The organism is Lacibacter sp., from assembly GCF_057361365.1.
The window spans coordinates 209601-234494 of the sequence record NZ_JBMQSG010000010.1; the positions used below are offsets into that span (position 1 = coordinate 209601).

At 40.1% G+C, this 24894-nt stretch carries 18 protein-coding genes and 1 tRNA gene; 13 read left to right on the forward strand and 6 right to left on the reverse strand.

The window, feature by feature from the left end:
* Positions 1–75 precede the first annotated feature (75 nt).
* From rpoB to ACO1QW_RS09425, 7 genes are all read left to right on the forward strand, one after another.
* The gene (rpoB, locus tag ACO1QW_RS09395; RefSeq protein WP_486257845.1) at positions 76–3888 is read left to right on the forward strand and encodes a DNA-directed RNA polymerase subunit beta; all 3813 of its coding nucleotides are present in this window, start codon (positions 76–78) and stop codon (positions 3886–3888) included.
* Positions 3889–4009: 121 nt separating this feature from the next.
* Positions 4010–8296: a DNA-directed RNA polymerase subunit beta' gene (gene rpoC, locus ACO1QW_RS09400; protein WP_486257847.1), complete on the forward strand. Its 4287-nt coding sequence runs from the start codon at positions 4010–4012 to the stop codon at positions 8294–8296.
* A gap of 217 nt (positions 8297–8513) precedes the next feature.
* Complete coding sequence (locus ACO1QW_RS09405) at positions 8514–9125, forward strand: OmpH/Skp family outer membrane protein (protein ID WP_486257849.1); 612 nt, start codon at positions 8514–8516, stop codon at positions 9123–9125.
* A gap of 56 nt (positions 9126–9181) precedes the next feature.
* Entirely contained in the window at positions 9182–10594 is a 1413-nt protein-coding gene (locus tag ACO1QW_RS09410) for an APC family permease (protein WP_486257852.1), read from the forward strand.
* Between the two features lies 1 nt (position 10595).
* Complete coding sequence (locus tag ACO1QW_RS09415) at positions 10596–11591, forward strand: bifunctional heptose 7-phosphate kinase/heptose 1-phosphate adenyltransferase (RefSeq protein ID WP_486257854.1); 996 nt, start codon at positions 10596–10598, stop codon at positions 11589–11591.
* Between the two features lie 2 nt (positions 11592–11593).
* Entirely contained in the window at positions 11594–12523 is a 930-nt protein-coding gene (locus tag ACO1QW_RS09420) for an isoaspartyl peptidase/L-asparaginase family protein (RefSeq protein ID WP_486257856.1), read from the forward strand.
* A gap of 24 nt (positions 12524–12547) precedes the next feature.
* Positions 12548–13216 carry a 2-C-methyl-D-erythritol 4-phosphate cytidylyltransferase gene (locus ACO1QW_RS09425; protein WP_486257858.1) on the forward strand — a complete coding sequence of 223 codons (669 nt, stop codon included), beginning with the start codon at positions 12548–12550 and terminating at the stop codon, positions 13214–13216.
* A 67-nt stretch (positions 13217–13283) separates the two neighbouring features.
* Here the strand turns inward: ACO1QW_RS09425 and ACO1QW_RS09430 are convergent, their stop codons facing one another.
* Genes ACO1QW_RS09430 through ACO1QW_RS09450 form a run of 5 tightly spaced genes read right to left on the reverse strand, consistent with a single transcriptional unit; the run spans position 13284 to position 21065 of the window.
* Positions 13284–14201 carry a GNAT family N-acetyltransferase gene (locus ACO1QW_RS09430; protein WP_486257860.1) on the reverse strand — a complete coding sequence of 306 codons (918 nt, stop codon included), beginning with the start codon at positions 14199–14201 and terminating at the stop codon, positions 13284–13286.
* Entirely contained in the window at positions 14201–17035 is a 2835-nt protein-coding gene (locus ACO1QW_RS09435; protein ID WP_486257862.1) for a M1 family metallopeptidase, read from the reverse strand. The genes ACO1QW_RS09430 and ACO1QW_RS09435 overlap by 1 nt, the downstream gene beginning before the upstream one ends.
* Before the next feature lie 42 nt (positions 17036–17077).
* Positions 17078–18652, reverse strand: a complete 1575-nt coding sequence (locus ACO1QW_RS09440) for a M1 family metallopeptidase (RefSeq protein ID WP_486257864.1) — start codon at positions 18650–18652, stop codon at positions 17078–17080.
* A gap of 22 nt (positions 18653–18674) precedes the next feature.
* Positions 18675–20090 carry a sugar transferase gene (locus ACO1QW_RS09445; RefSeq protein ID WP_486257866.1) on the reverse strand — a complete coding sequence of 472 codons (1416 nt, stop codon included), beginning with the start codon at positions 20088–20090 and terminating at the stop codon, positions 18675–18677.
* A 3-nt stretch (positions 20091–20093) separates the two neighbouring features.
* The gene (locus tag ACO1QW_RS09450; RefSeq protein WP_486257868.1) at positions 20094–21065 is read right to left on the reverse strand and encodes a Gfo/Idh/MocA family protein; all 972 of its coding nucleotides are present in this window, start codon (positions 21063–21065) and stop codon (positions 20094–20096) included.
* Positions 21066–21244: 179 nt separating this feature from the next.
* Between ACO1QW_RS09450 and ACO1QW_RS09455 the strand changes: the two genes are divergently transcribed.
* A tRNA-Asp gene (locus ACO1QW_RS09455) sits at positions 21245–21318 on the forward strand.
* Positions 21319–21647: 329 nt separating this feature from the next.
* Positions 21648–22898: a site-specific integrase gene (locus ACO1QW_RS09460; protein ID WP_486257870.1), complete on the forward strand. Its 1251-nt coding sequence runs from the start codon at positions 21648–21650 to the stop codon at positions 22896–22898.
* A 54-nt stretch (positions 22899–22952) separates the two neighbouring features.
* Here the strand turns inward: ACO1QW_RS09460 and ACO1QW_RS09465 are convergent, their stop codons facing one another.
* Positions 22953–23159 carry a hypothetical protein gene (locus ACO1QW_RS09465; protein WP_486257872.1) on the reverse strand — a complete coding sequence of 69 codons (207 nt, stop codon included), beginning with the start codon at positions 23157–23159 and terminating at the stop codon, positions 22953–22955.
* Positions 23160–23297: 138 nt separating this feature from the next.
* On the opposite strand from ACO1QW_RS09465, the gene ACO1QW_RS09470 reads away from it, so the two are divergent.
* From ACO1QW_RS09470 to ACO1QW_RS09485, 4 genes are read left to right on the forward strand one after another with little or no spacing between them, the layout of a single operon-like run.
* Entirely contained in the window at positions 23298–24056 is a 759-nt protein-coding gene (locus ACO1QW_RS09470; RefSeq protein WP_486257875.1) for a hypothetical protein, read from the forward strand.
* A gap of 37 nt (positions 24057–24093) precedes the next feature.
* Positions 24094–24495 carry a DUF5675 family protein gene (locus ACO1QW_RS09475; RefSeq protein WP_486257877.1) on the forward strand — a complete coding sequence of 134 codons (402 nt, stop codon included), beginning with the start codon at positions 24094–24096 and terminating at the stop codon, positions 24493–24495.
* Positions 24495–24704: a hypothetical protein gene (locus ACO1QW_RS09480; RefSeq protein ID WP_486257879.1), complete on the forward strand. Its 210-nt coding sequence runs from the start codon at positions 24495–24497 to the stop codon at positions 24702–24704. Before ACO1QW_RS09475 ends, ACO1QW_RS09480 begins: the two co-directional genes overlap by 1 nt.
* A complete protein-coding gene (locus ACO1QW_RS09485; RefSeq protein WP_486257881.1) occupies positions 24701–24877 on the forward strand; it encodes a hypothetical protein in 177 nt (58 codons plus the stop codon). The genes ACO1QW_RS09480 and ACO1QW_RS09485 overlap by 4 nt, the downstream gene beginning before the upstream one ends.
* Positions 24878–24894 lie beyond the last annotated feature (17 nt).

Below are 24894 nucleotides of genomic sequence, written 5' to 3' on the forward strand. Positions count from 1 at the left end.
AAAATCAATTTACTTGTCTTTACCAAAAGACGGTGAGCTATTCGTGTGCACAAACTTAAAAACCGGTAAGAACATATGTCTTCATCAAGAGTTGCAGCAAACAAGAGAATTAATTTCGGAAAAGTAAAACACCTTGCAGAAATTCCAGACCTGTTGGGTATCCAGATTCAATCTTTTAAAGAGTATTTTCAGTTAGAAACTACTCCTGACAAACGTAACATTGAAGGGTTATTCCGTGTATTCAAGGAAAACTTTCCTATCACTGATACACGTAACATTTTCGTTCTGGAGTTCCTTGATTACTTTATTGATCCACCCCGTTACTCGATCGACGAGTGTATGGAGCGTGGATTAACATATGCGGTTCCCCTCAAGGCCAAACTCCGTTTGAGCTGTAATGATGAGGAACACGTAGATTTCCAAACCATCGTTCAGGATGTGTTTTTAGGAAACATTCCTTACATGACTCCCCGTGGTACATTCGTGATCAACGGTGCTGAGCGTGTAGTGGTATCTCAGTTACACCGTTCACCTGGTGTATTCTTCGGTCAATCAATTCACCCCAACGGAACAAAGATTTACTCTGCAAGGGTAATTCCTTTCAAAGGTGCGTGGATGGAGTTTGCAACAGACATCAACAACGTGATGTATGCTTACATCGACCGTAAGAAAAAATTCCCTGTAACAACACTGTTACGTTCTATCGGCTTTGAAACAGACAAGGACATCCTTGAACTGTTTGGTATGGCTGATGAAGTAAAAGCAGATAAGAAAGCGTTGGAGAAATACGAAGGCAAGCGTTTGGCTGCACGTGTACTCCGTAGCTGGGTTGAAGATTTTGTGGATGAAGATACTGGTGAAGTTGTGAGCATCGAGCGTAACGAAGTGGTATTGGAGCGTGATTCTATTCTTGACGCTGAAGCGATCGAAATGATCAGCGAAATGGAAGTGAAGAGCGTATTCGTACAGAAAGAAGAAGTGAGTGGTGACTTCGCTATCATCTACAACACATTAAATAAAGATACTTCTAACAGTGAGTTGGAAGCGGTACAGCACATCTATCGTCAATTGCGTGGTGCTGATGCTCCTGATAATGAAACTGCACGTGGTATCATTGATAAATTATTCTTTAGCGATAAGCGTTATGATCTTGGTGAAGTTGGTCGTTACAAGATCAACCGTAAACTTGGATTGAACTTCCCTATCGAGAAGAAAGTATTAACGAAAGATGATATCATCTCCATCATTAAATACCTGGTTAAATTAACCAATGCTAAAGCTGAGATCGATGATATCGATCACCTCAGTAACCGTCGTGTACGTACAGTGGGCGAGCAGTTATATGCTCAGTTCGGTGTAGGTCTTGCACGTATGGCCCGTACAATTCGTGAAAGAATGAACGTACGTGACAATGAGGTATTTACTCCTGTTGATTTGATCAATGCAAGAACACTTTCTTCGGTGATCAACTCATTCTTTGGTACATCACAGTTATCACAATTCCTGGATCAAACAAATCCACTTTCTGAAATCACACACAAACGTCGTATCTCAGCACTCGGCCCCGGTGGTTTGAGTCGTGAAAGAGCAGGTTTTGAGGTGCGTGACGTACACTACTCACACTATGGTCGTCTTTGTACAATTGAAACGCCTGAAGGTCCAAACATTGGTTTGATCTCTACACTTTGCGTTCATGCTACTGTAAACGATATGGGCTTTATTGAAACGCCTTATCGTAAAGTAGAGAATGGTAAAGCTGATGTAAAACATCTTACTTACCTGAGTGCAGAAGAAGAAGATACAGCGAAGATCGCACAGGTAAATATTGATATTGACGATAAAGGAAACATTACTGAAGATAAAGTTCGTTCACGTGAAAGTGGCGACTTCCCGATTCTAGAAAGAGCGGAGGTTGAATACATGGACGTTGCTCCAAACCAGATCGTTGGTTTGAGTGCGTCACTGATTCCGTTCCTTGAGCATGACGATGCCAACCGTGCATTGATGGGATCGAACATGCAACGTCAGGCGGTTCCGCTTGTACGTCCGCAGGCTCCTATTGTTGGTACTGGTTTGGAAGCAATGGCAGCTCGTGACAGCCGCATTCAGTTAAACTCTGAAGGTAAAGGTGTTGTTGAGTATGTTGATGCAAATGAAATTCATGTTCGCTACGATAGAAATGAAGAACAACGTTTGGTAAGTTTTGAAGAAGATCTGAAGATATACAAACTCACCAAGTTCATCAAAACAAACCAAAGCACTTGTATTAACCTGAAGCCTTGCGTTAAGAAAGGTCAGGCAGTAAAAGAAGGCGACTTCTTAACTGAAGGTTATGCAGTGAAAGATGGTGAATTGGCATTGGGTCGTAACCTGAAGGTGGCGTTCATGCCTTGGAAAGGTTACAACTTCGAGGATGCTATCGTAATCAACGAGAAAGTAGTGAAAGAAGATCTCTTCACTTCTGTACACGTTGAAGAGTACGAACTCGAAGTGCGTGATACCAAACTCGGTGAAGAAGAATTAACACCAGATATTCCAAACGTAAGTGAGGAAGCAACAAAAGACCTGGATCAAAACGGTATCATCCGTATTGGTGCAGCTATTAAAGAAGGTGATATTCTCATTGGTAAAATTACTCCAAAAGGTGAAAGCGATCCAACTCCTGAAGAGAAGTTGTTACGTGCAATCTTTGGAGATAAAGCAGGTGATGCAAAAGATGCTTCATTGAAAGCTCCAAGTGGAACTGAAGGTGTGGTAATTGATAAGAAACTTTTCCAACGTGCTAAAAAAGATAAGAATGGTAAGATCCGTGAAAAAGCATTGTTAGAAAAAGTTGAGAAGATCCACGAAAAGAATACAACTGATTTATTAGACGTATTGCTGAGCAAATTGTTATCACTGTTGCAAACAAAAACTTCAGCAGGTGTTAACAACAACTTTGGTGAATCATTAATTGGTAAAGGTGCTAAGTTCAACCAGAAGAACCTTGCAACAATTGACTATGCAAACGTTAACCCGTTAGGCTGGACAGGTGATGCAACAACTGATGAGTGGATCAACCAATTGTTACACAACTATAATATTAAGTATAACGAAGAACTCGGCCGTTACAAGCGTGAGAAATTCAATATCTCTATTGGTGATGAATTACCTGCTGGTGTATTGAAGCTTGCTAAAGTTTACTTAGCTGTTAAGCGTAAACTGAAAGTGGGTGATAAAATGGCGGGTCGTCACGGTAACAAAGGTATCGTTGCCAAGATCGTTCGTCAGGAAGATATGCCGTTCCTGGAAGATGGAACTCCTGTTGATATTGTATTGAACCCATTGGGTGTACCTAGTCGTATGAACCTTGGACAGATCTATGAAACTGTTCTTGGCTGGGCTGGTGAAAAACTCGGTGTGAAGTTCGCAACACCAATCTTTGATGGGGCTACAGTAGAAGAAATTGCAGGACATATTGCTGATGCAGGTTTACCATTGTTTGGGCATACATTCCTTTATGATGGTGAAACAGGTGAGCGCTTCCACCAGAAGGCTACAGTTGGTATCATTTACATGATCAAACTGCACCACATGGTTGATGATAAGATGCACGCCCGTTCTATCGGACCATACAGCTTAATTACTCAACAGCCGTTGGGTGGTAAGGCTCAGTTCGGTGGTCAGCGTTTCGGTGAAATGGAGGTATGGGCATTGGAAGCATACGGTGCATCCAACATCCTGCAGGAATTACTTACACTCAAATCAGATGACATCATGGGTCGTGCAAAAACCTATGAGGCCATTGTAAAAGGTGATAACATTCCACGTCCTGGTATTCCTGAATCATTCAATGTATTGGTTCATGAATTAAGAGGCTTGGGCTTAGACCTTAAGTTTGAAGAATAATTCTGTTACCGGTTGCCAGTAAAATGGTTACCGGTTTCCTGTTTAACCGGTGAACAATTGAAGTACAATAGCCGGGATGTAGCAAATCGTACTTCGTAAATCTAAAATCGAAAATTACAATATGGCATTCAGAAAAGACAACCGTCAGAGGCCTACGTTTTCAAAGATCACCATTGGTCTGGCTTCTCCCGATACAATCCTGGAGCGTAGCTTTGGTGAAGTATTAAAGCCGGAAACAATCAACTATCGTACTTACAAACCTGAACGTGATGGTTTGTTTTGCGAAAGAATTTTCGGACCAGTAAAAGATTTCGAATGTGCCTGCGGTAAGTACAAGCGTATCCGTTACAAGGGTATTGTGTGCGACCGTTGTGGTGTTGAAGTAACAGAAAAGAAAGTGCGTCGTGAGCGTATGGGTCACATCAAATTGGTGGTGCCTGTTGTACACATCTGGTATTTCAAATCATTACCTAACAAAATCGGTTACCTGTTAGGTGTTAGCTCTAAGAAATTAGAGACAATTGTTTACTACGAACGCTATGTGGTTATTCAACCCGGCGTAAAAGAAAATATGGCGATGGGTGATCTTCTTACTGAAGAAGAGTACCTCGATCTGTTAGATACATTACCAAAAGATAACCAGTACCTGCCTGATGAAGATCCTCAGAAATTCATTGCGAAGATGGGTGCTGAAGCAGTGCATGATATGTTGCAGCGTATTGATCTCGATCAATTAAGCTACGACTTACGTAATGCTGCTGCAACTGAAACTTCACAACAACGTAAAGCAGATGCGTTAAAGCGTTTGAGCGTTGTAGAAGCTTTCCGTGATGCAAACCTCCGCATCACTAACCGTCCAGAATGGATGGTTATGCAATACATCCCTGTTATTCCACCGGAACTTCGTCCGTTAGTTCCTTTGGATGGTGGTCGTTTTGCATCATCTGATCTGAATGATCTTTATCGTCGTGTAATTATCCGTAATAATCGTTTGAAAAGATTGTTGGAGATTAAAGCTCCTGAAGTAATCCTTCGTAACGAAAAACGTATGTTACAGGAAGCGATCGATTCATTATTTGATAACTCAAGAAAATCAAATGCAGTGAAAGCCGAAGGCGGTCGTGCATTGAAATCATTGAGTGATGTATTGAAAGGTAAACAAGGTCGTTTCCGTCAGAACCTGCTTGGTAAACGTGTTGACTATTCTGGTCGTTCGGTTATCGTGGTAGGTCCTGAAATGAAACTGCACGAATGTGGTCTTCCAAAAGATATGGCTGCTGAATTGTTTAAACCATTCATCATCCGTAAACTGATTGAAAGAGGTATCGTTAAAACAGTGAAGTCTGCACGTAAACTCGTGGATAAGAAAGAAGCCATTGTTTGGGATATTCTTGAAAATATATTGAAAGGTCACCCGATCATGTTGAACCGTGCCCCCACGCTTCACCGTTTGTCGATCCAGGCCTTCCAACCTAAATTGATTGAAGGTAAAGCCATTCAATTGCACCCGCTCGTGTGTTCTGCGTTCAACGCCGATTTCGATGGTGATCAGATGGCGGTACACGTTCCGTTAAGCAATGCTGCTGTATTGGAAGCTCAGTTATTGATGCTTGCATCACACAACATCCTTAACCCGCAGAACGGTCAACCAATTACTCTTCCTTCTCAGGACATGGTACTCGGTCTGTACTATATTTCTAAAGGCAAGAAAACAACTGACACTGAAACTGTAAAAGGTCAGGGTAAAGCTTTCTATTCTGCAGAAGAAGTGATTATTGCTTACAACGAGAAGCAGGTTGATCTTCATGCATGGATTAAAGTGAAAGCGAATGTGCGCAAAGAAAACGGTGAGTTAGAATACAAGCTCATTGAAACAACTGTGGGTCGTGTCATCTTCAACCAGTTTGTACCGAAAGAAGTTGGTTTCGTAAACGCTTTATTAACGAAGAAAAACCTTCGTGAAATCATTGGCGATATTATCGAGATCACCAACGTTCCAAAAACTGCGAAGTTCCTTGATGATATCAAAACACTTGGTTTCCGTACAGCCTTCCAGGGTGGTTTGTCGTTCAACATTAATGACTTGATCATTCCTGAAGTGAAAGAACAATTGGTTGAAAATGCACAAGGTGAAGTTGATGAAGTATGGGATAGTTATAACATGGGTCTTATCACCAACAATGAGCGTTACAACCAGATCATCGATATCTGGAGCCGTGTTGATACACGTGTAACTGAAACATTGATTCGTGAAATGGCTTCTGATAAGCAAGGTTTCAACTCTGTGTACATGATGCTTGATTCAGGTGCACGTGGTAGTAAGCAGCAGGTAAAACAGCTTGCTGGTATTCGTGGTCTGATGGCGAAACCTCGTAAGAGTGGTTCTACTGGAAGCGAGATCATTGAGAATCCGGTATTGAGCAACTTTAAAGATGGCTTGAGCGTATTGGATTACTTTATCTCTACACACGGTGCTCGTAAAGGTCTTGCGGATACTGCCTTGAAAACAGCGGATGCCGGTTACTTAACCCGTCGTTTAGTTGACGTAGCGCAGGATGTTGTTATTAAAGATGAAGATTGCGGAACATTACGTGGTATTGCAACAAGTGCATTAAAAGATAACGAAGATATTATTGAACCATTGAGCGATCGTATTGAAGGCCGTACATCATTACATGATGTTTACGATCCACAATCTGACGACCTCATTGTTGCAGCTGGCCAGGAAATTTCTCCTGCAATTGCCAAGAAAATCGAAGACAGAGGTATTGAAACAGTTGAAATACGTTCGGTACTTACCTGCGAAAGCAAGCGTGGTGTGTGTGTGAAGTGTTATGGTAAAAACCTTGCAACAGGTGCTGTGGCACAAAAAGGTGATGCGGTTGGTATCATTGCTGCACAATCAATTGGTGAGCCTGGTACACAGCTTACACTTCGTACCTTCCACGTAGGTGGTGTTGCCGGTTCTGCGTCAGTAGAATCTGCATTACCTGCTAAGTTCGATGGTACTATCCAGTTCGATGGTTTACGTACTGTAACTACTACTAATAACGAAGGTGAGAAAGTACAGTTAGTAATCGGTCGTACAGGTGAAGTGCGTATCATGGATGTTAAGAATGATCGTCTCTTGATCACTAACAACGTTCCTTATGGTGCTACACTTGCAGTTAAAGATGGTCAGCAAGTGAAGAAGGGTGATGTGCTTTGTACATGGGATCCCTTCAACAACGTAGTAGTTGCTGAAATTGCCGGTACAATTAAGTTTGAAAACATTCTTGATGGTATCACATTCCGTGAAGAAGCTGATGAACAAACAGGTCACCGTGAGAAAGTGGTTATCGAAACAAAAGATAAAACAAAGATCCCTGCATTACTTGTTGAAGGCAAAGAGATCAAATCTTACAACTTACCTGTTGGATCACACATTGTGATCGAAGAAGGTGAAGAAGTAGTTGCCGGGCAAGTGTTGGTGAAGATTCCACGTGTACTTGGTAAGCTTCGTGATATCACCGGTGGTCTTCCACGTGTAACTGAATTGTTTGAAGCACGTAACCCGGGTAACCCTGCTATTGTTTCTGAAATTGATGGTGTAGTTGCTTTCGGTAACATCAAGCGTGGTAACCGTGAGATCATTGTAACAAGTAAGGATGATGTTGTTAAGAAGTACCTCGTACCTCTTACACGCCAGATCCTTGCACAGGAAGGTGACTTTATTAAAGCTGGTGCTCCGTTGAGTGATGGGCAAATTGCTCCTGGCGATATTCTTACTATCAAAGGTCCGTTCGCAGTACAAGAGTATGTAGTGAATGAGATCCAGGAAGTTTACCGTTTACAAGGTGTTAAGATCAACGATAAGCATATTGAAACCATCGTTCGTCAAATGATGAAGAAAGTTGAGATCATTGATGCAGGTGATACGAAGTTCCTTGAAGAGGACTTAGTTGACCGCTTTGAGTTCAATGAAGAAAACGATCGCATCTTCGATAAGAAAGTGGTTACTGAACCTGGCGATAGTCATAAGTTCCGTCCGGGTCAGATCGTAACTCTCCGTGAGTTCCGTGAAGAGAACAGTGTACTCCGTCGTGCTGATAAAAAGCTGGTGGAAGTAAGAGATGCACATCCTGCAACAGCACAACCTGTATTGCTTGGTATCACTAAAGCATCATTGGGTGTACAAAGCTGGATCTCTGCTGCATCGTTCCAGGAAACAACGAAAGTGTTGAGTACTGCGGCAATTGAAGGTAAAACTGATGATCTCTTAGGCTTGAAAGAGAATGTGATCACAGGTCACCCGATCCCTGCAGGTACTGGCTTACGTGAATTCGAGAACATGATCGTAGGTAGCAAGGAAGAATATGAATTGCTCCTTACAACCAAGGAAGCAATGAGCTTTGATGATGAAGAATAAGCTATAGCTGAATCATAATCTAAAGTCCTCCGGCAACGGAGGACTTTTTTTTGATGTCTGCTCATCGTAAGGTGACTGTACATGATATTGCTATTTTTTTCTAGGAGTGCAGTTATTTTCCTCCGTCAAATTAACAGACTCCCTCTTGTTAACGCTTTCTTAAAAAGCATTTCGTTTTTTTACACTCACCCGAAATCCTTTACTTTGCCCACCTGATATGAAAAGTATACAAAGCATTTTATTGTGGATAGTGGCAGCTGCTGTGGCTGTACTTTATGTGTTACATTTTACTGGTAAAAAACCAAAAGAAACATCTGGTGCCGTTGTAAAAAGAGATAGCACTGATGCAAAAGAACAACACATAAGGGTGGCGTATATCGATCTTGATACCATTCAGAAATACTATGAATATTTCAAGTTGAAGAATGATGATATCGAGCGTGAAAAAACACGTTACGATAACCAGATACAAAGTGAATTAAATAAACTTGAACGTGATCGTATTGAGTTCCTTAAAAAGGGACAAGCCATTACGCAGGTTGAAGCTGAGAAATTTCAACAGGAATATCAAACACGTTATCAGCAAATTGGTCAACGTCAGCAATCCTTACAGGGCCAGCATCTCGAGAACCAGGCGAAAGCTATTGATGATATTCAAAAACGAATCAACGAATACCTGAAAGAATATAACCAGGCAGGCAATTATAATTTCATCTTTTCAACACAGGAAGGTAATCCTACGCTTTATTACAAAGACACTGCATTCAACATTACCAATGAAGTAGTGAAAGGTTTAAACGAGAAGTACAAGCAATCCAAGAAGCAATAGCGGTTTCAAATTAATCCTTATCTTCCGTTTCATTATTTTGAAACGAAACCATTGCTATGACTTCAACTCAGCAGGAATTTAAACCGTCTTTAAGTTTACTCGATGCAACAATGGTTGTTGCAGGCTCTATGATTGGCTCAGGTATCTTTATTGTAAGTGCCGATATTACACGTAACGTTGGAAGTGCAGGCTGGCTTATTGTGGTTTGGTTGCTTACAGGTTTTATGACGTTGACGGCAGCTGTAAGTTATGGCGAGTTGAGTGGAATGTATCCTAAAGCAGGTGGACAGTACGTGTATTTGAAAGAAGCATACAATCCATTACTTGGCTTTTTGTATGGATGGAGTTTCTTTACTGTTATTCAAACAGCAACCATTGCTGCAGTTGGTGTTGCCTTCTCAAAATTTCTTGCATATCTAATTCCCGGAGTTAGTGAAGACCTGGTAGCATTTGATCTCGGCTTTATCAAAATATCTCCTGCACAACTTGTATCAATAGGTTTGATCATTCTCCTCACTTATATAAACACGAGAGGGGTAAAAGAAGGGAAATTTATTCAAACAACATTTACAGTTACCAAACTGTTGAGCTTATTTGGTCTCATTGTTTTTGGATTAATTTTCATGAAGGGTAATGTATGGTCGGCTAACTGGACAGATGCATGGAATATTCAATCGCTCAGCAAAGATGGTAGCACTATGAGTTATACCATGATTGCAGCATTGGGTGCTATTGCAGCTGCAATGGTAGGTACTATCTTCAGCAGCGATGCATGGAATAATGTAACATTCATCGCAGGCGAAATAAAAAACCCAAAAAGGAATATTGGTTTAAGCTTGTTTTTAGGAACACTGATTGTTACCATCATTTATGTTTTGGCCAACGTAATGTATACAGCTGTGCTTCCTTTGCAGGAAATTGCTTCTGCTGAGAAAGACAGGGTTGCTGTTTCTGCATCAAATGCCATCTTCGGCAATGCAGGTACGGTCATCATTGCATTAATGATCATGGTGTCAACATTTGGTTGTAACAATGGATTGATCCTTGCAGGTGCACGGGTGTATTACACAATGGCAAAGGATGGATTGTTTTTCAAGCAGGCCGGTGAGCTCAATAAATTTGCTGTTCCGCAATGGAGTTTGTGGGTTCAATGCATCATTGCATGTTTATGGAGTGTGAGTGGTAAGTATGGTCAGCTTCTTGACATGATCTCATTTGTAGTAGTGTTGTTCTATATGCTTACCATTGCTGGTATTTTTATTCTTCGCAGAAAAAGACCTGATATTGAACGTCCATACAAGGCTTTCGGTTATCCTGTTTTGCCTATTCTTTATATTATTATGGGTCTTGCATTTTGCATTCTCCTGATTGTGTTTAAACCAGAGTTTACATGGCCCGGCTTGATCATTGTTCTTATTGGTATTCCTGTTTATTATATTGCAGTGGCAAATAAAAAGAAGTTGAGTTAATATGAGTGCTTCGCAGTTTGATCAGTTGTTTCAGCGGTTCACACAATTAAAAGCAGGTGTGTTAGGTGATGTAATGCTTGATACGTATATGTGGGGACATGTAGAACGTATATCACCTGAAGCTCCTGTTCCGATTGTTGCATTAGATAAAACGGAATATCGTGTAGGTGGTGCATCAAACGTTGCTCTGAATATTGCTTCACTCGGTGCTTCTGTTTCTATCTTAAGTGTAATTGGTAATGATGATGATGGAAAACAGCTACGTCAGCTGTTAGAACATCAGCAGATCAAAACAGATTTTTTGTTAAGCAGTGATAAGCGCAGCACAACCAGCAAAACAAGGATCATCAGTCGTAACCAGCAAATGATGCGGCTTGATAAAGAAATTGCAACTGACCTTGGTTATGAAGATGAAAATCGATTGATCCTTGCACTGCAAACCTTTATTGCGCAGGAAAAACCTGATGTGATCATTTTCGAAGATTATAATAAAGGTGTATTGACAGAGCTGGTGATTCAAAAAGCGATCGCTCTTTGCAAGCATCACGGAATTCTTACAACAGTTGATCCGAAGCGAAAGAATTTCTTTTCTTATAAAGAGGTGGATGTGTTTAAACCCAATCTGAAGGAAGTGAAAGACGCATTGAATCTGTTAATTGATCAGGTGAATGAAACTTCTCTTCGTCATATTCACACCCAATTAAAAGAACAATTACAACATCATATTTCGTTCATCACGCTCTCTGAAAAAGGTGTGTTCTATCAAAATGAAGATGATGCCGATATCATCCCATCACATCTTCGCAGTATTGCAGATGTAAGTGGTGCTGGCGATACGGTTATTGCCGTTGCATCATTAGTATATGCAGCAACAAAAGATGTTGAGTTAATGGCTGAAGTAGCAAACATTGCAGGTGGTTTGGTTTGTGAAGAAGTAGGTACTGCAGCTATTGACCGTGAGCGTTTGATAAAGGAGTGTAAATTGTTATTGAATTAAGCATGGGTGATTTTTCAATTGCTATACATGGTGGTGCAGGAACGATCCTGAAAAAAGATATCACACCTGAGCTGGAAGAAGCTTACACAAAAGGTCTTGCTGATGCAATAGCAAGTGGGTATGCAATATTATCTAAAGGAGGCAATGCACTCGATGCTGTTACTGCCGCTGTTATCTCCCTCGAAGATTGTATTTTTTTTAATGCAGGCAAAGGTTCTGTGTTTACAAAAACCGGTGGACATGAAATGGATGCATCCATCATGAATGGACTTACCTTGGAAGCAGGTGCTGTTGCTGGTGTGAGCAGTGTGAAGAATCCTGTTGTGCTTGCAAGAACCATCATGGAAAAAAGTGAACATGTGATGCTAAGTGCTGAAGGTGCTTTGCAATTTGCAAAAGATCAACAACTGCAATTGGAGGACGATGATTATTTCTTTTCTCAATTTCGTTATGATCAGTGGCAGTTGGTGAAAAATGAAAATAGTGCTGCACTTGATCACAATATCCACGTGGAGAAAAAATTTGGGACAGTTGGTGCAGTTGCCTGCGATGCAAACGGAAATATAGCAGCTGCAACAAGTACCGGTGGCATGACGAATAAAAATTTCAACCGCATTGGTGATACTCCGGTAATTGGTGCAGGCACTTATGCCAATAATAAAACCTGTGCTATATCCTGCACGGGTCATGGTGAATTATTCTTGCGTGCCGTTGCCGCTTATGATGTTAGTTGCCTGATGGAATACAAAGGCATGAGTCTGCAACAAGCAATGGAAATTGTTACACTCGATAAATTAGTTAAGATCAATGGTGAAGGCGGAATGATTGGTGTGGATGCACAGGCAAATACAGCAATGATCTTTAACAGCGAAGGCATGTACCGTGCCATGCAAAACAGCAAAGGCGAAAAACAAATCGCCATTTACAGGTAAAAACTCTCTCTTATCTTTGAAGCTATGCAAACATATGTTGTAATTGTGGCCGGTGGTTCCGGTAAACGAATGGGTTCCGTATTGCCAAAGCAATTTTTACTGTTAAAGAATAAGCCGGTATTATATTATACGATCGATGCGTTTCTAAAAGCATTGCCTGAGTGTAAAGTAATTGTGGTGTTGCCGGAAGAACATCTTGAATTAGGCAAAGAGATCATTGATGGCTTTTTTGATGAGCAGCGTATACAACTTACTGTTGGTGGTGAAACACGTTTTCATTCGGTGCAAAATGGATTGAAGTTGATAGAAGATGAGTCGATCATTTTTGTGCATGATGGTGTTCGTTGCCTGGTAAGTGAAGAATTGATTAAACGTTGTTACGAAACCGCATTAGAAACAGGCAGTGCTATTCCTGCTGTTGAATGTCGTGATAGTGTGCGTATGATCACTGAAGATGGCAACGATCCTGTTGACCGCAGTAAACTTCGCCTGGTACAAACACCGCAAACATTTCATAGTAAAATATTGCTGCCCGCTTTTGCCATTGATTACAAAGCATGGTTTACTGATGAAGCAAATGTGGTAGAAGCGTTTGGTTTAAAAGTAACACTGGTGCAGGGCGAAGAAACAAATATTAAGATCACAAATCCTATTGACTTGGTGATTGCGGAGAATATTCTGGAGGGAAAGTAATAGCTAGGTCAATCTCGACTTCGCTCGATTCACTTCACCACCCTTCGACTGAGTTCAGGACTCATTCTTATTCCTTCAGCCACTTCAATAATTTCGGTAAACGATTCATGCGTAATGCAGGATATCGCTCTTCTGTAGAGCCGTAGCTGCTGTAGAAAAAAGCAAGATTGCGAATATCACTTCCTTCAAAATCAAGTAGCGTGTCTGTGCTTGCGTGCGCTTCAATAAACCGGTCGATCAAGTAATGTGAAGCACCTAATGTTTTTCCATTTGGATGATTGCCCACAAGTATATAATACCAGCGCTTATGTGAAAAAAGAAAAACAGCCGAGGCCAGCAATTGATCATTGTGGTTATAAATGCTCAATGTTTCTGCTTGTTGCTTCGCCTTTGCGTTGGAAAATACAGTTTTAAAGCGGTTCAGTTGTTCATCACTAATTGCTGAAACACGTTGCATTGTTTCTTTAGCCAATGAAATAATATCATCTACAGCAATATTTTTCACCGCCTTTAATCCACTTTGTTCTGCTTTCTTAATATTTCTCTTCAGGTTGGTCCGGTATTGCTCTGCCATATCATTGTATGAGCGATTCAAAGGCAGTACATAGTTAATGCGTTCCGTTAACGAAAAATGATCGACAGGAAAAAAGTTTTTCTGGTTCAGATAAATATCAATGTAACGAAATCGCCTGGGAATGTTTTTTAGAAATGCTTCTGTTATTCCCGCCGTAATTTCTTTTTTGGAAAATATTCCGAGGCTTGCGCAGAAATAGGGTTGATATAAATAATGCACACCATACTTTTTATTCCATGTCAGTGGCATGATGGCTTCATAATCATTCAGTACCAATGCATCCCAATGTTCAGCCATTGCATCAAGATACCATGAGTAAGCGTAGATCAAACCATTCCCCGATTCCAGCACACAGTTATCCCATTTCGCCTTGTCAATTTCACTATGTAGTATGTATTTGATCTGTGGCATCAGAAAGGCATGCGACGGTCGAATTTTTTAAAACTAAAATTCTGAATATCGATGGTAAATGAAATATTTTTCAGGAAACGCTTTTCATAAATTGTTGAGAGAAAATAGTCTTTATATACTTTGCTGTAAAGTAAAGGAGCATAAATATTAATGGTATTCTTCAACAAGGAAAGTTGCAAGCCTGCATTGTACAACACTTTACTGCCTTCTGCATTTGCCTTCCATGCATCTGCGTAAGTTCCAATGTCCATGTAGATTTTTAGCGGAACACGAAAAGGAAGAATATTAAGAATGTTGATCTGGTCTGGAATGTCGCTTGAAAAATTGAGCGCCATTAACCAGTCATCTGTTTTGCCGATTTTATTCGCCAGTAAATCGGTACGAACTTTAAAACCACCATCACGCATCATCATTTGCTGACTGGCAAACCCTTCAAACTCATTCCTGCCAATAAAATAATTGCTATAAGTATAATCTTCATATCCCTTTGGTGCCGACAAATTCAAATGGTAGGGGTCTGTGCCAAATTGTTTGCTAATCGTTTTTTCACCGAGGTAAATAAACTTACCGGCAAAAACCCTGATATTGGCTCCCAATTTTTCATTGTAGTTAAAATAGTAATTACCAGTGAATGCAAGACGAATAAAATCCTTTGCCTGCTCAGCCATTAGTTCGCCACGATAAGGATACAAAACTCTGCTGTTTTGTATCACAAAGCGAAGCTGATTCAAATAACGACTGGCACTTACGATTGAAATTTTTGTAAAACGATTTCCATTAAGAAATGTGTCGCTCTTGAAACGGAGATCATCTTCATCTAACAAAAATGTTTTCCATTGTATGAAGCGTTCCCTTGTGCTTCGTGGATTTTTTTCAGCAAATACAAACTTTAGCGTTGGTGAAATTTTCCTGAAGCCTGTAATATATTTCTGCTTTGCTGTATCAACAAAATCATTAGTGCTGAACTTTAATGCATTTACTGCAATGGTGATACGCTGAAATGTTTTTGCAGGATACATCGTATAGCTTGCACGTGCAAAGCCATTCAGTTGTTTGCTTTTGGTAGCATACATGGGTGCTACAATAAACTGGAATTTCGTGGGCGGCAATGTGTAATTGGTGAGAGCGCCACCGATCATAAAGCCATCATACATATTGATACCAGCCACAGGCGTAATGATCAATGCATTTGAATTGTTAGTATTATTGGCAGCTAGCAATCCCAAATGCAGCTTCTTTTTTGCAGGAGGTAATAGTGGATTTTTGCTGTGCAGTAATGCAAAAGCTGAATCAAGATTTTTTCCGCTGCTTTGTTCCAGCACGCTCTTCAAATCGGAAGGGTAGGGGTGCTTCAATTTCCACTGTTCAAAATATTGTTGCATACCTTTCAGGAACACATCACGGCCCAATTTATTTTCCAGCAATTGCATAAACTGAGAACCTTTCTCATAAGCAATCAACGAATAATTTGCTTCTGTTAAATTATCGGCTGTTGTGCTTAATGGCTGAGCGAGATGCAAACGTTCGAAGGTTTGTAGAAAGATATCATCACCTGCTTTAAACTGAAATGTTTTTTTCTTAGTAACAGAGGGTTTGTAACGACTGATTTCTTTTTCATACCATTTATCGTAATAAGTATTAATGCCTTCATCAAACCATGGGTATGCCTGTTCATTATTTGCAAGCATTCCCTGGAACCAATTATGTCCAACTTCATGTTCAATTACATTCTCCAGTGCTTTTTCATTTGACATTGGAGAAATGGAGGTGATACATGGATATTCCATGCCACCATCAAAACCCATTTTTGCTTCCACTGCCGCAATGGTATTGTAAGGATATTCTCCAATGCTGTTGCTTCGGAAACGTACAGCATCTTTTACCAGGGTTGTACTATTCTTCCAAACAGCTTTACCTTCTGCAGTAAAAGCAGTGAATACGTCGACAACTCTGTTCTTTAATTGCAAAGTATCGTAACGAACGAGATATTTCTTGTCAGCAAACCATGCAAAATCGTGTACATTTTTTTGCGTGTAGAAAAGTGTTTTTGTTTCTTCGTTGGCTACGGTATTGGAAACAAGCCTGGTGGTTTTTTTAGTGGCAGGTGCAGGCTTTTTGGTTTTAACGGTTCGTGTTGACACATCCATCCCTGCTTTATCTTTCAACCATTGCAATTCATCGGCATTTTGTAAATCGCCGGTGCTTAACACAACATAACTTTTGGGCACCGTGATCTTCACTTCATAATTACCAAAGTCGCTATAGAATTCACCCTGGTCTAAATAAGGCATCGGGTGCCAGCCATAACGGTCATACACAGCCGGTTTTGGAAACCATTGCGTTACCTGGTATGATTTACCAACATGGCCACCCCTCGAAAAATTCTTTGGCAGCTTTACATGAAAAGGAGTTGTAAGTATGGTGGATGCACCCGGAGCCAATGGCTGAGGCAATATCACTTTAACGATATCGATATGCTGCGGATGATCTTCTGTTTTTGCAAGCACGCTGTTTACCCGAAAATCAAGACGGTTGATATAGCCCCGATCTTCGCTATTAGAAAAATAAAAATCAGTGCGACCATTTTCCAATAACTGATCACTGAAAGCAGTTCTGTCGGTACGGTAAGCATTTGGCCACAAATGAAACCAAATAAACTTCAACGTATCAGGCGAGTTGTTGACATATTCGATTTTCGCAAAACCGTCTAATGTGTGTTCTGCATCGTTGAGGGCGACATCAAGTTTAAAATTGACCTGCTGTTGCCAGTAAGTTTGCTGGGCATGCAGAAAATGTGTTGCGATTAGCAGGAGGAGGGAAAGGATATATTTCACTCAATGGGTTTTCTCAAAAATAACATCTTCTTTCCGTTGCACCTATAGTTTGCGGCGTTCTTTTAAAAGCGCAAAGTAGTTGTCGAGATTTTTGCCACTTACTTCTTCGAGTACCTGTTTAAAATCTTCAGGGTAGGGATGACGGAATTTCCATTTTTCATAATAGCTATGAATAGCCTTGGCAAACACATCGGTTCCTAACCCTTGTTCGAGCAAATAGGCCCACACTGCTGTTTTAAGATAAACCACCATACCGTATTCATCTTTCGTCTTAAATTTTTCCGATTCAGTTTCTATAGCTTCATTCATGGGCAGTTCATTCAGCGCATTGTAAACGATAGCCATAAATTCATCAGCATTATGCTTTTTCAATTCAGCTGGCAATGAATTTCCAAACACAGAATTACTCCGGTATTTTTCAGCTTCATAACGAAACTGGAAGAATGTATTCAGCCCTTCATCCATCCACGCATGCATGCGTTCATTACTTCCCAATATGCCGTAAAACCAGTTATGACCCACTTCATGTGTAATTACTCCATCAAGTGTTTCTTTATCGGCAGAAGGACTTGTAATAAGTGTGACCATAGGATATTCCATGCCACCACTTGATACATTCCCCGGCCCTTCCACTGCATTTACAGTGGGGTAAGGATATTCGCCGATCCATTTTGAATAATTGCGCACTGCATCTTCAACATATTCAACACTATTACTCCATAGCGTGTTGGCATTGTTACTGAAGAATGTAAATGCATCAACAACCTTTCCCGATGGTAACGCAAGTGTATCATACTGTACAACAAAGTCATTATCGGTAAACCATGCAAAGTCATGCACGTTCTCAGCCTTATAAGAAAGTGTTTTTGTTGCGATGGCTGTATTTACAACGTACCGTTCAAAATCTTTTTTTCGGGTTTTATTGATCTTACCAGCTGCTTTTAATTTCTGCAATTCATCTTCGGTTTGCAATGTGCCGGTTGCAGCAACAACATAATTTGATGGCACAGTGATGTTAACATTGAACGAACCAAACTCACTATAATACTCACCCATATTTAAGTAAGACATGGGGTGCCAACCTTTCCGGTCGTAAACAGCTGGTTTAGGATACCATTGACAAGCCGCAAACGCATCGTCAATAAAGCCGCTTCTTGAAAAATAGGTTGGAAATTTTACATAGAACGGAGTGGAGATAGTGATCTTACTTCCCGGAGCCAATGGTTGCGGAAGAATTAATTTAACGATGTCGATGTTGTCTTTATCGGCTTCAACTTTTATTTGTTGATCATTGATGTTAAAGTTGAGACTGTCTATATACCCTTTGTCAGCTTTCTTAAATTTTGCTAAGCCTGCTTTGTCGCCTTCTTTGTATTGATTATATAAAGCAGTACTGTTATTCTTGTAAGCATTGGGCCAAAGATGAAACCAGATGTATGTAAGTGTATCGGGTGAATGGTTGATGTATTCTAATTGCTCGAAACCTTTGATTGATTTATCAGCAACATTCAGTTTTACATCAATCTTATAATGAACTTCCTGCTGCCAATAAGTTGTTTGTTGGGCTGATGCAGAAATAACAGTAAATGCAAGAAGTAAAAAGGCAAGTCGTTTCATATGTTATAAGTTGGGATTTTTTCTATCTACCCTTTCCTAAAAAGATAAGTCGTATAGTATGAATGATGATTTTTAAATCAAGAGCAAGCGAAATATTTTCAATATAAATCAAATCGTATTTACTTCGTTCAATCATTTGTTCTACATTCTCCGCATAACCAAACTTCACCATTCCCCATGAAGTGATGCCTGGTTTTACTTTTAGCAAGTAGCGATAGTAAGGTGCGCTTTCCACAATCTGGTCAATGTAAAATCTGCGTTCGGGTCTTGGGCCTACTAAACTCATTTCTCCTTTAAGAATATTCCAGAACTGTGGCAATTCATCCAGCCGCCATTTACGCATTACTTTTCCCCAGGGCGTTATGCGTTGATCTGTTTCTGATGATAATGCAGGGCCGTTTTGTTCTGCATCAACCATCATGGAACGGAATTTATGAATGTAAAACGGTTTGCCTTTTAAGCCGATCCTTTCCTGCGAATAAAACACCGGCCCATTCGATGATAACTTCACCCTGATTGCAACAAACAGAAGAAGTGGTGAAAAGATGATCAATGAAAAAATGGATGCAGTAATATCCATCAATCGCTTAATGTTTTGCTGCCACTCACTCATCATACCCGTGTGCAAATCAATCAGCATTGCGCCAAATACATTGCTTGTGCGAACAGAACCTGAAAGAATATCAACCGTGTTTGGTAATAGTTTAATACTTACATCATGCTCGCTTAAAATACTAAGCGATTGTTCAAGCGATTTCCGTTCTTTCTCTTCAGTAGCAATAATCACCTGTTCGATTTTATGATTTTTAATCACCGTTGACAGATTATGAAGGCTTCCTAACGAAGGCAGGTATTTGCCAAGGCCATTGGAACTATTTTCTTCAGGATAAAGAAAACCGGAAAAATAAAAGCCTTGCGTTTCGCTGCTTTCTTTAATGTCTTTATAAAGCTTGATGGCGCTTTGCTTTGCACCAATGATGAGGGTATTGATCTTTACGTTGCCAGCAAGGAACTGGCGTTTGATATTGGTTAAAATAATCCAACGAAATAGCCATGTAATGCTGAACTGCAATGCAAAAAGTAAGATCGATTCTTTATAATAAAATGTGTAAGAGCCAATACGATCATCAAGTAATAATGCAAAAAAGAGAATAAGGCAGCCAAGCAGGCAACAGAAAAAAGTGCTGGTAAGTTCCTGCAATCTTGATTTGCTGTAAAGGTTTTTATATGCACCAAACAAATGGTATAGCACCAGCCAAAATATCGGAACTAATAATATGCCGGCAAAAAAACGACTATCGAGTGGCTGGGTAAAAATTGTAGAAGCTTCGCCGAGTAAAATTCTACGTAAGAGGTAAAACAATCCCCAGGCCAGCGTTGCAGAAAACCAATCGGCAGCAACATACCAACCAATATGTATTCGTGGTATTTGGTTCATGCATTATACAGCAGTGGTTCGCTGAATTTTTTGAAGTATCTGGTGAGCAACATCCATTGCTCTTAATCCGTCGACTTCACTTACAGGTATAGGGCTATCATTTAAAATGGCATCTCTGAAATGTTCGAGTTCCATTTTTATTGCGTTCACTTCTTTTACCACCGGGTTAGATATAGCAATGGTTTTTTTGCCATTGTTTGTTTCAATGTCAAATGTGAATTCTTCTTTATCGTCAGGATTTTTCATGCGGATGATCTCTGATTTTTTTTCAAGAAAATCAATTCCTATATAAGCATCACGTTGAAACAACCTGATCTTGCGCATCTTCTTCATACTGATTCGGCTGCTGGTAAGATTGGCTACGCAACCATTATCAAATTCAATACGAACGTTGGCGATATCAGGCGTATCCGTCATAACTGCCACACCATTTGCATATACATTCTTTACATCACTCTTCACAAGGCTCATAATAATATCGATGTCGTGGATCATGAGGTCGAGGATGACGCTTACTTCTGTTCCTCTTGGATTAAATTGAGAAAGGCGATGAACCTCAATGAACATCGGGTTCAGCTTTACATCTTTCACCGCCAGGAAGGCTGGGTTAAAGCGCTCCACATGTCCCACCTGTAATTTTATATTTGCTTCACGCACCAGTTTCACCAATTCGTTTGCCTCTTCCATCGTATTACACATGGGCTTTTCCACGAAAACGTGTTTGCCTTTACGAACGGCTAACTGGCAAAGTTCAAAATGGTAATTGGTAGGAGCAACAATATCGGCCGCATCACAAAGCGACATGAGTTCTTCCGGGTCGGTATAACGTTGCAACTGGTATTTGTCTGCCACGGCTTTGGCGGCTTTATCGTTTGGATCATAGAAGCCAACCAACTCTACGCCATCAATTTCTTTCCAGTTGTTGAGATGAAATTTCCCGAGATGGCCGGTGCCAAACACAGCTATTTTAAGCATTTAATTCAGTTAATTAGGAACAAATATAAACTATGGATGTTACGAGGTTGGCTTGTATTATTCTTTTATCAAAAAAGATGAAAAACTTTTTTTACTAAATACGCAAAACCCCTATCTTTGCCGTCCCGAAAAATGAATGATAATTGATTATTGATCAGGCATTCATGCATAGGGTAGTTGGATCGGTAGTTCAGTTGGTTAGAATGCCGCCCTGTCACGGCGGAGGTCGCGGGTTCGAGTCCCGTCCGGTCCGCTGAAAGAACTACAAATTGTAAGAAAACCGCTTAGAATAGATATTCTAAGCGGTTTTTCTTTTGTAATTTGCTCAAAATTGATCAATTAATCTCATTCTGTTCGGTTAGCAAAACGGTTAGTAAGAGTAATTCTCAAATTTCTGGTAACCGAATTCTCTGCCGGGGTCATGTAATAATTGGCTCATTCGAGGCTAAGATGATTGAAGGCTTTTTATAAGAAAGCAGATCATTTATGTTTGTTAATAGACCACAGAAATTCTGGTACTTCTCCAAATATTTGAATAGCTAAATGCCTTAAAAATTGTTCACCACATTTAAGGTCACCACCATGAAACAAATGCAAACATTTACAATCCTATTTTGGATATGTAAGAGCAGAATTAAGGCGGGTAAAGCGCCAATTTCCACGAGAGTTACTGTTAATGGGCGAAGGGTCGAAATATCAACTCATCGATTTGTTTCGCCATTAGAATGGAATCCAAAAAATCAACTCTGCACCGGTAAGGGCGCCGAATCAAAAGAGTTAAATAATCATCTGGCGATGATCAAGACAAAACTGATAAGTTGCTTCAGCAAACTCGAAGCTAGAGAGGTTTACATATCAGCAGAATTATTAAAAAATGAATACTCTGGCATTGTAGAAAAGCCCAGAAAGTTAATTTCCATTATTGACCAACACAATGCGGATATTAAAGCATTGATAGGTCATGAATATTCTAAGGCAACCTGGATAAAATATGAAACTACCAGAAAGCATGTTTATGAGTTCTTACGGCATAAGTACAAACGAGAAGATATTACTCTAAAGGAACTCAATGTTGAGTTCATTTCAGATTTTGAATTCTATCTTAAAACAGAAAAGAAAATTGATCTTAATACGAATGCGAAGTACATAAAGAATATTAAGAAGATCATCAACGAATGCGTAGCCAAAAATTGGCTTGCAAAGAATCCTTTTATTGGTTACAAATTAAGAACTAAAAAAACGGAACGCCCTTTCCTGTCTGAATCAGAATTGCAAAGATTGGAACAAAAGGAATTTAAAATTGAACGGTTGAGCCATGTACGAGATATGTTTGTATTCTGCTGCTATACCGGGCTCGCATTTGTGGATGTAACTAATCTTACAAAAGATTCTATAACAATAGGAATCGATGGCGAAAAATGGATATACACCAGCAGACAGAAAACAAAAACGGATAGCAGAATTCCACTGTTAGCACCTGCATTGACAATTATTGAAAAATACAAGAATCATCCACAAGCTTCCAATAAACAAAAGTTACTGCCGATACCTACCAATCAAAAAGCAAATGCCTACCTAAAAGAAATAGCAGCTATATGTGAAATAAACAAGGACCTGACGTTTCATGTTGCCAGGCATACATTCGCCACAACAGTGACATTGACAAATGGAGTACCGATTGAAAGTGTAAGTAAGATGCTTGGGCACAAGAAGCTTCAAACAACTCAACTGTATGCAAAAATTTTGGACAAGAAAGTAAGTGCTGATATGCAAATACTACGTGAGAAATTTAAAGGAACCCAAAAACATGTTATTGATATGACTGGCTCTTGAGCCAGTCTTTTAATTTATGCACCATCCATGCTTTATCTATACTTAGGATATGCTTTATAGTACAAGGAAAGGGGCTACTTTTTCTTCTTTTAAACCGGTGAAGGAACAGAACTCGTCAATCGATATAAATTCTCCTTCTTTCTTATTGTATTTCTTTTTGATTCTGGCAAGGAGCTTCCTTGCCGCCCTTTCTTTACGGCCGGTGATATTCATTACATCTTTTGCATAAATCACTATGCGGTTTGGGATCGTTTGCTGCATAACCCTGCATATTCGGAACGCTTGCTTTTAAAGCTGCCGTCATCAGTCTAATCTTGTGTTGTTAAACATGCAAAGTTATTGATCAGGCGCCGGGTTGATGATTTGCAAAATGTATCAAATTAAAACAATCTGAATCCTATGGCAAGACAAAAAGGTATTATCAAATTAGATGGTACGATCGGAGATCTAACCTTCTACAAATCTAAAGAAGGCTACTTAGCCCGTGAAAAAGGTGGTGTACCTGCGGATCGTATTGCAAATGATCCGGCATTTCAGCGTACCCGTGAAAACGGTGCTGAGTTTGGAAGAGCAGGTAAAGCCGGTAAACTGTTAAGGACTGCAATTAGAGGTCTTTTGCAAAACTCGAAGGACAGCAAGATGGTTAGCCGCCTTACAACTTTAATGTTGAAAGTAATCCAGGAAGATGCTGTTAATCCACGTGGTTTAAGAAACGTAATTGATGGTGAAGCTGAGTTGGTGCAAGGTTTTGATTTCAACATCAACGGTAAGTTGGGTACGACCATTTACGCACCATTCACTTCAACAATTGATCGTGTAGCTGGCACCCTGGCAGTGAACCTGCCTTCATTTGTACCGTTGAACATGATAGCAGCGCCTGGAGGTGCAACACATTTTAAACTCATTTCTGCAGGTGCAGAGATTGATTTTGAAAATGAAGTATTTGTTGTAGATGCACAGCAAACAGGTATCCTGCCTTGGGATGCTATTGCTACTGCGGTGATAAATCTTTCCAATGCAGTTACCGCCAACAGTACGCATCCGTTGTTCCTTGTACTTGGTATTGAATTTTACCAAGAAGTGAACGGGCAAATGTATCCGTTGAAAAACGGTGCATTCAATGCGCTGAATGTTGTGAAGGTGGATGGTGGTGTTTAAGGCAATGGAATTTCTCAATCTTAAAATCCTATGAAAGATGGAACTGGAACTGATCAGAACATATTTTCCTGATGGCACGAACGGAGAGTTGCTCCATAATAACAAGCGGGTATGTTTTACAATAGAACTTCCCTGGCTTGATAATAAACAAAGGATCTCGTGTATTCCGGAAGGACGATATCAACTGACTAAGCGATACAGCCAACGATATAAACATCATTTGTTGGTGAATAATGTTGAAGGAAGAAGTTTGATATTGATACATTCATTTAATGATGCATTGAGAGAATCAAACGGCTGTATCGCTCCAGTTTCTATTTGTACCGGTGAGGGAAAAGGAAACAATTCAATGCTTGCATTGAAGAAATTACTTGCCATTACATCCATTGAGTTTGACAAAGACAACAAGGTATTTCTAACAATAAAATCTGCTATCTGATGAAACAACTTATTCAACGTGTGAAAGCGCCAACGCCAGTATTCTTTAAAAGACTTCGTTTAATTGGTTTAACACTGGCAGCTGTTGCCGGCACTATTGCGGCAGCACCAATAGCATTGCCCGCTGTGATTGTAAAAGTAGCCGGGTACCTGGCTGTAGCAAGCGGTGTATTGAGTGCAGTCAGTCAGACTGCGGTGGAGGGTGAATGATGTTTGATAAAACAACAAAAGCAGGAACAGCAGGTGGAACACTGTTGAGCATCTTCGCCAATATCAACAGTGAGGATCTTATCAAAACTGCAGTACTTGCAGCTGTTGGTGCGTTAGTAAGTTTTGCAGTGACCTTGTTATTAAAGCTTCTTGCAAAGCGAGTTAAAAAATAATTCTTTTCGTTTGTGGT

Bases quoted from the DNA above. Each gene is read 5' to 3' on its own strand.
- ACO1QW_RS09480 (WP_486257879.1), top strand. From the start codon at position 24,495: ATGAAACAACTTATTCAACGTGTGAAAGCGCCAACGCCAGTATTCTTT.
- rpoC (WP_486257847.1), top strand. From the start codon at position 4,010: ATGGCATTCAGAAAAGACAACCGTCAGAGGCCTACGTTTTCAAAGATC.
- ACO1QW_RS09450 (WP_486257868.1), bottom strand. From the start codon at position 21,065: ATGCTTAAAATAGCTGTGTTTGGCACCGGCCATCTCGGGAAATTTCAT.
- ACO1QW_RS09430 (WP_486257860.1), bottom strand. From the start codon at position 14,201: ATGCCACAGATCAAATACATACTACATAGTGAAATTGACAAGGCGAAA.
- ACO1QW_RS09470 (WP_486257875.1), top strand. From the start codon at position 23,298: ATGGCAAGACAAAAAGGTATTATCAAATTAGATGGTACGATCGGAGAT.
- rpoB (WP_486257845.1), top strand. From the start codon at position 76: ATGTCTTCATCAAGAGTTGCAGCAAACAAGAGAATTAATTTCGGAAAA.
- ACO1QW_RS09445 (WP_486257866.1), bottom strand. From the start codon at position 20,090: ATGAACCAAATACCACGAATACATATTGGTTGGTATGTTGCTGCCGAT.
- ACO1QW_RS09420 (WP_486257856.1), top strand. From the start codon at position 11,594: ATGGGTGATTTTTCAATTGCTATACATGGTGGTGCAGGAACGATCCTG.
- ACO1QW_RS09410 (WP_486257852.1), top strand. From the start codon at position 9,182: ATGACTTCAACTCAGCAGGAATTTAAACCGTCTTTAAGTTTACTCGAT.
- ACO1QW_RS09465 (WP_486257872.1), bottom strand. From the start codon at position 23,159: ATGCAGCAAACGATCCCAAACCGCATAGTGATTTATGCAAAAGATGTA.
- ACO1QW_RS09440 (WP_486257864.1), bottom strand. From the start codon at position 18,652: ATGAAACGACTTGCCTTTTTACTTCTTGCATTTACTGTTATTTCTGCA.
- ACO1QW_RS09415 (WP_486257854.1), top strand. From the start codon at position 10,596: ATGAGTGCTTCGCAGTTTGATCAGTTGTTTCAGCGGTTCACACAATTA.
- ACO1QW_RS09475 (WP_486257877.1), top strand. From the start codon at position 24,094: ATGGAACTGGAACTGATCAGAACATATTTTCCTGATGGCACGAACGGA.
- ACO1QW_RS09405 (WP_486257849.1), top strand. From the start codon at position 8,514: ATGAAAAGTATACAAAGCATTTTATTGTGGATAGTGGCAGCTGCTGTG.
- ACO1QW_RS09485 (WP_486257881.1), top strand. From the start codon at position 24,701: ATGATGTTTGATAAAACAACAAAAGCAGGAACAGCAGGTGGAACACTG.
- ACO1QW_RS09460 (WP_486257870.1), top strand. From the start codon at position 21,648: ATGAAACAAATGCAAACATTTACAATCCTATTTTGGATATGTAAGAGC.
- ACO1QW_RS09425 (WP_486257858.1), top strand. From the start codon at position 12,548: ATGCAAACATATGTTGTAATTGTGGCCGGTGGTTCCGGTAAACGAATG.